5 protein-coding genes are annotated in these 6,218 nt (G+C 72.9%); 3 read left to right on the top strand and 2 right to left on the bottom strand.

Annotated features, from left to right (window positions below; all coding sequences use genetic code 11):
* Nucleotides 1-1,155 (top strand): WD40 repeat domain-containing protein (locus KME77_RS22705; protein ID WP_219470951.1); only part of this gene is annotated, 1,155 nt, incomplete at its 5' end.
* Nucleotides 1,156-1,168: 13 nt separating this feature from the next.
* Here KME77_RS22705 and KME77_RS22710 read toward each other — a convergent pair.
* Nucleotides 1,169-3,142: a M14 family zinc carboxypeptidase gene (locus KME77_RS22710; protein ID WP_219470952.1), complete on the bottom strand. Its 1,974-nt coding sequence runs from the start codon at nucleotides 3,140-3,142 to the stop codon at nucleotides 1,169-1,171.
* A 169-nt stretch (nucleotides 3,143-3,311) separates the two neighbouring features.
* On the opposite strand from KME77_RS22710, the gene KME77_RS22715 reads away from it, so the two are divergent.
* Nucleotides 3,312-4,142, top strand: coding sequence for an LLM class F420-dependent oxidoreductase (locus KME77_RS22715; RefSeq protein WP_219470953.1), 831 nt, complete (start codon nucleotides 3,312-3,314; stop codon nucleotides 4,140-4,142).
* A gap of 16 nt (nucleotides 4,143-4,158) precedes the next feature.
* Here the strand turns inward: KME77_RS22715 and KME77_RS22720 are convergent, their stop codons facing one another.
* Nucleotides 4,159-5,676, bottom strand: a complete 1,518-nt coding sequence (locus KME77_RS22720; RefSeq protein WP_219470954.1) for an MFS transporter — start codon at nucleotides 5,674-5,676, stop codon at nucleotides 4,159-4,161.
* A 145-nt stretch (nucleotides 5,677-5,821) separates the two neighbouring features.
* Between KME77_RS22720 and KME77_RS22725 the strand changes: the two genes are divergently transcribed.
* Nucleotides 5,822-6,184, top strand: a complete 363-nt coding sequence (locus tag KME77_RS22725) for a YciI family protein (protein WP_219470955.1) — start codon at nucleotides 5,822-5,824, stop codon at nucleotides 6,182-6,184.
* Nucleotides 6,185-6,218 lie beyond the last annotated feature (34 nt).

The raw sequence follows: 6,218 nt of genomic DNA on the forward strand, positions 1-6,218 counted from the left end.
GCCAGCCGCCGGGCGGTGATCGGCGGCGTCACCGCGGCCGCCGCCGTGGCGACCGCCGCCTTCGTCCTGCGGCCCGGCGGCGGCCTGCTCCAGCCGAACGGCGAAGGGGACGGCGGCCGCAAGGTGTCCGGCACCCGGTCCACGCCCCCCACCACACCGGCGACTCCCAGCCCCACCCCCAGCCCGTCCCCCGAACCTTTCGGCACCGAGGTCAAGGGCCCGGTGACCCTGACCGGCGGCAGCGGCGCGGCCACGGCCGTCGCCGCCCTCGGCGCCACCGTCGCCTGCGGCACCGACAAGGGAGCGGTGCTCGCCTGGGACGCGGCCGCCGCCACCCCGCTCAAGCGGCTCGGCGACGGCGGCGGCGCGGCGACCTCCATGGCGATCGGCGGCCAGGGCCCGCGGGTGGCCTCCGGGCACGCCGACGGCAGGATGCGCCTGTGGAGCCTGACCGGCGGCGGCGTCGCCGAGCACCGCGCGGGCGACCCCGTGATCGCCGTCTCCATTGGTGACCGGCCGGTCGCCGTCTCGCAGAAGTACGACGGCCTGAGAGACCTCTACAGCGTCGTGCGGATCTGGGACATCTCCACCGGCAAGCAGCTCGGTCCCACGATCACCGAGCACTTCCAGGGCATCCGCGGGCTGGCGTTCGGCCGGCTGGGCGGCCACGACGTGCTCGTCACCGGCGACGGCCGCGAGCGCGTCCGCGTGCGCCGCGTCGCGACGGGCGAGGTGGTCAGCTTCTTCCACACCGGCGAGATCGGCGGCATCGAGCTGCTGACCTGCGGTGAGGTGAAGGGCAAGCCGGTCCTGGTCTCCACGCACCAGGACGCCACCCTGCGCGTGTACGACCTGGCCTCCGGCAAGCGCAGGAAGAAGTGGACGTTCAGCGACCAGAGCCCGGACGACCGGGGCGCGGCGGCCCTGGCCGCCGGACGGCTGGGCAAGGTGCCCATCGCGGTCGTGGCGCACAGCCCGGCCGGCGGCGATGTCATCGTCCGGGTCTGGAGCCTGGACAGCGGCGAGATCATCGGCTCGCTCGGCCCAGGGCCCGGCGGCGCGATCCGGGCCCTGGCGCTGGCCGATCTCGCCGGCCGGCCCGTGGTCGTGGGGGCCGGCGAGGACCGGACGATGCGGATGTGGAGCCTGGGCTGACCCGCCGTGCGGGTTACCGCTCGCGGTAGTCGGCCGCGACGCCGATCAGCGAGATCAGGCCGGAGGCGAACTCCATCGCCTCGTCGTGTCCCTCGCTGAAGGGCGGCTGGAAGCCCACCCCCTCCCACGCCCTGGTCGTGGGGTTCCACAGGTCGCTGCCGACCTCGAAGTCCCAGCCGAAGACGCCGTAGTCGTACCACAGCTCGTCGGCGGAGTTGCCCGCCGCCGAGTAGAGCACGTCGGTGACCGGCCCGGTCTGCTGCGGCCAGGTGACCGTGCCGCGCTCGGCGGCGATGGCCTGCTCGATCGTCCGGGCCGAGCGCAGGAAGTACGCCTCCTGCTGGGTGGTGGGACGGGGCAGGGTGACGCGGCCGTCGAGCTTGTAGGCGCCCGGAGGCCACATGAAGTAACCGCCGTAGCTGTGCACGTTCATGGCGAACCTGATGTTGCGGTAGCGCTGCGCCAGCCATATGACGTTGCGGCTCTCCGGCTCCGAGTGCTCGGCGGGGCCCGCGTACGTGCCGCTCTGGCAGTTGGCCGAGGCGCCGAAGTAGCCGTCGGTCAGCGAGCCGACGGCGTAGTTGCGGTTGACGTCCACGCCCCACGTGTTGCGCAGCGCCGGGTCGGACTGCTGGGCCGGGCAGTGGTTGGTCATGTTCTTACGCTGGGAGTTGAAGTCGTAGAAGCTGTAGTTCGCGCCGTCGGGGTTGACGACCGGCACGATGAAGATCTCGGTGCGCTGCAGCAGCCTGCGGGTCGCCGCGTCACGGTCGTAGTTGCGCAGCAGCCGCTCCGCCGCCTCGATCGTGACCAGTGGCGGCACCCATTCCCTGGCGTGTTCCTGCGCGTACGCGAGCACTCCGGTGCGCGAGCCGTCGCGGTGGACGCCGACGCGCAGGGCCAGCACCCGCCACGGCGCGCGGGGGACGTCGGCCGGGGCCTTGAGGAAGTCGCTGAGCTGGGTGAGCGCCACGGGCGCCATGACCCCCGCGCCCGGGTCGGTGCGGTAGGTGGTGGCCTTGACGCGGACGCCCGGTGTCGCGTTGATCGCCGCGACGACCTGGGCCACGGTGCTGACGGCCGCGCCCGCGCCGTCGGTGGCCAGGCTGACGGTGATCCGCCTGCCGCTCACGGTGACGCGGAGCGGGCTGCCGGGCGTGGCCGGGGTGACCACCTCGGCGGCCAGGTCGTTGCCGCCCTCCGAGCCGTACGCGTTGGAGGTGATCACGACGGCGTTCGGCGGCGCGCCGAGCAGGGCCTGGGCGTGGCGGCGGTAACCGTTGGTCGAGTACGGGAGTGCGATGATGTCGGTCAGCCTGGGGAAGCGCTTGTGCAACGCCTTGATCCGCTCGTTGAGCTGCAGCGGAGGCATGTACTGGGTGACGAAGTCCTTCTGGTAGCCGGGTCCGGCGCGGTCAGGGCGCTCACCGTCGGGCCACTCCTTGATCCGCGCCTCCGCCTTGCCGCCCGCCGCCGAGGTCACGGTGAGCCACAGCGGCTGGGCGTCCGCCGGGACCGGGGTGCTGAGCTGGTGGCCCAGGTACGCGCCCGCGTCCACGTACGGGACCATCGGGGTCTGCCCTGACGTGCCGCGTCTGCCCGTCCAGCTCGCGGTGAGCGCCGACGTCGCGCCCGCGTTGCTGGTGGCCTCGACCGACAGGAAGTACCCGTCGCGGGTCTTGAACCACACGGCCCGCTCGATGACGATCTGGTCGGCCGCGGCCGTCGTCCTCTGGCTGGGGGTGCTCGACGGGGGCGTGCTGGGGGCCGGTCTCGCGCCGAGCCCCGTGTACTCGGTGAGCTGGGTCGGCGTGACCACCGCGTCCACCTGGATGCTGCCGTCGGCCTGCGGCCGTACGCGTTCGGTCAGGTCGGCTCCGGCGGCCACCAGCCGCTCCAGGCCCGCCTGGTCCGGCACGGACAGCGTCACCAGCGAGGCCGGCTCGGGGTCGGCCAGCCCGGCGACGGCCGGGACGGAGGGCTCCAAGGACGTGAAGGATGTGAGTAGGACGATCGTCAGAACGACTGCGGATGCCCGTAAACCACGCATCGGCTCCTCCTGGATCACCGGTATCGGGATCAGTGAAGGCCGACTTGCCCCGACCGGCAAGGCCCCATTTGCCTTGACGCTGGTGACAAGGTTTTAGCGTTCGGTCATGAAGTTCGGGATCACGTACAGCACAGCCGCCCACGGGGTGGACCCTGACGAACTGGTGGCTTTCGCCCAGCACGCCGAGAACTGCGGCTTCGAGTCGCTGTATGTTCCCGAGCACATCGTTCTTTATCCGGGGGCGGCGGTCGGGCCCTACGAGCTCGACCCGTCGCTGCCGTTCGCCGACCCGCTCGACTGCCTGACCTTCGTGGCCGGGGCCACGCGGCGGATCCTGCTGGGGACGGGGGTGCTGCTGCTGCCGTACCACCACCCGGTGACGCTGGCCAAGCGCCTGGCCACCATCGACCTGCTGTCGAGGGGACGGATGCGGCTGCTGACCGTGGGCCTCGGCACGCTGCCGGGCGAGGCGCGGGCGCTGGGCGTGGACTTCGCCGCCCGGGGCCGCCGCGCCGACGAGGCGATCGACGTGCTGCGGCTGCTCTGGCGCGGCGGGCCCGAGGGGGTCGGCTTCGCCGGTGAATTCTTCTCCTTCGAGGACGTGTGCAGCTTCCCCAAGCCGCTCGGCGACCTGCCCATCCACGTGGGCGGCTCCAGCCCGGCCGCCGCCCGGCGGGCCGGGCTGCGCGGCGACGGCTGGTTCCCCGGCGGCATGCTGTCCGAGGCCGAGCGGGCCGCCCAGTGGGAGACGGCCAGGGCCGGTGGCCGCGCCCTTGAGTACACCCGGTGGGGGTCGCTCGACATGACCGCCGAACGGGTCGAGGCGCTGGCGGCGACGGGGGTGGACCGGGTCGTCGTGAGCCCGGGCGCGGTCGGCCTGGACGAGCGGCGGAAGGAGCTGACGGCATTCGCAGAACGCCTCATCCGGCCCGCTTGAGCCCTCAGGCCACGCCTCATCCGGCTTCCCTGAACCCCCACGCCATGAGGGCGGCGAGGAGGGCGAACAGGACGGCGCCGATCACCCCCACCGTGTGCAGCCCGCTCAGGAACGCGTCGTGACCGGCCCGCAGCAGCGCCGACGCCTCCCGCACGGGCAGCTTCGCCGCCAGCGCCGTGGCCCCGGCGACGGTCTCGCGCGCCTGCGTCATGCTCAGCCGGTCGAGCCCCGCAGGGACGGCGCCCGCCATGCCGTGGCGGTAGATCGCCGCGGCGACCGTGCCGAGGACCGCCATCCCCAGCGTCGCCCCCAGGTAGTTGGCCGTCTCGGACATCGACGCGACCGACCCCGCCCGCTCCGGCGGCACCGACCCCACGACCAGCCCCGTGCCCAGCGCGAACAGCGGCCCGGTGCCCAGCGCCAGGACCGCCACCCCGGCCACCGCCAGGCCCTGGCCATTCTCCACCCCGGCCAGCAGCGCCGCCCCGACGGCGGACACCGCCAGGCCGCCCGCGATGGCCCGCTTGGCGCTGACGTGGCGGACCAGCACCGGGGTGAGCATGGTGCCCGCGGCGACGGCCAGCCCCATGGGCGCGAACCACAGCGCCGCCTCGGCCGGGGCGAACCCGACGACGGTCTGCAGGTATTGGGTGACCTGCATCCCCGCCCCCGCCATGGCCACCCCGGCCAGCATGAGCGCCGTCAGCACCAGCGTGAACGACCGCCGGCGGAACAGCCGCAGGTTCAGCAGCGGACGCTCCAGCCGTAGCTGCCGCCGGACGAACAGCGCGCCGAACGCGCATCCCGCGATCAGCGCCACGATCGGCCCCGTGGTGGCCCCGGAGTCGGCGACGGCCAGGTTCTTGATCCCGTACACGATCGGCAGCACCGTCACGAGCGACAGCGCCACGCTGGCCGGGTCCAGCCGCCCCGCGTCCGCGGTGCGGAACTCGGGCAGCACGACAGGACCCGCGACCAGCAGGAGCACCATCACCGGAACGGCCAGCAGGAACACCGCCCCCCACCAGAACCGCTCCTGCAGCAGCCCGCTCATCACCGGCCCGATCGCGCCGCCGGTGAACTGGCAGGTCGCCCAGATGGCGATGGCCGTGCCCCGCTGCCTGCCGTCGCGGAACATGTTCGTGATCAACGCCAGCGTGGAGGGCATCAGCGTCGCCCCCGCGACGCCCTGGACCGCCCTGGCCGCGATCAGCATCCCGGGACTGCCCGCGAACGCCGCCAGCACCGACGCGGCCGCGAACGCCGCCCCGCCGATCAGCAGCAGCCTGCGCCGCCCGATCCGGTCCCCGAGCGTGCCCATCGTCGTCACGAACCCGGCCACCAGGAAGCCGTAGATGTCCGTGATCCACAACTGCTCGACCCCGCTCGCCCTGAGATCGGCGGTGAGCTGGGGCAACGCGATGAACAGCGCGGTGATGTCCATGGCCACGAGCAGCGTCGGCAGCGCCAGCAGCACCAGCCCCGCCCACTCCCGCGCCCCGGCCTTCTCCGTGCCCGTCGTCTCCTGCTTCATTTCTGTCACGCGAGAGGGTCGGAGCGGCGTCTGGCATCTCTACATCAACCGCCAGAAAATTTCCCCGCAGGACGATGTCGAGAACGACGGCGCGGCTCCGACCACCTCACGACAACACGAGGAACGCGCCGCAAGGAGCTGAACGATGAAGTACATGCTGCTGATCCACAACCGCCCCGGCTACGTCGGCGAGCTGTCCGACGCCGACCGCGAGGCGCTGATGTCCGAGGTGGAGGCCATCATGAAGGAGCTCACCGCGTCGGGCGAGTTCGTCCGCGGCGAGGCCCTGGCCGACCCGTCGGCGACCAGGACGGTGAAGGTCCGCGACGGCGTCCCGGCCGTCACGGACGGGCCGTTCATCGAGGCGAAGGAGCACTTCGCGGGCCACATCATCGTGGACGTGGACTCGCTGGAGCGGGCGACGGAGATCGCGGCCCGCTGGCCGGACGCCAAGTACGCGGCCATGGAGGTCCGCGAGGTCATCCACGTGTCGGAGCCGGAGGCGTGACCTGCCGCCCGGGGCCCGCCACGCCGGAGCGTGG

It is taken from the genome of Nonomuraea rhizosphaerae, assembly GCF_019396405.1.
GTDB lineage: Bacteria > Actinomycetota > Actinomycetes > Streptosporangiales > Streptosporangiaceae > Nonomuraea > Nonomuraea rhizosphaerae.

What these genes read in the sequence shown, in the direction of transcription:
- KME77_RS22725 (WP_219470955.1), top strand. Translation starts at nt 5,822, where the DNA reads ATGAAGTACATGCTGCTGATCCACAACCGCCCCGGCTACGTCGGCGAG.
- KME77_RS22720 (WP_219470954.1), bottom strand. Translation starts at nt 5,676, where the DNA reads ATGAAGCAGGAGACGACGGGCACGGAGAAGGCCGGGGCGCGGGAGTGG.
- KME77_RS22715 (WP_219470953.1), top strand. Translation starts at nt 3,312, where the DNA reads ATGAAGTTCGGGATCACGTACAGCACAGCCGCCCACGGGGTGGACCCT.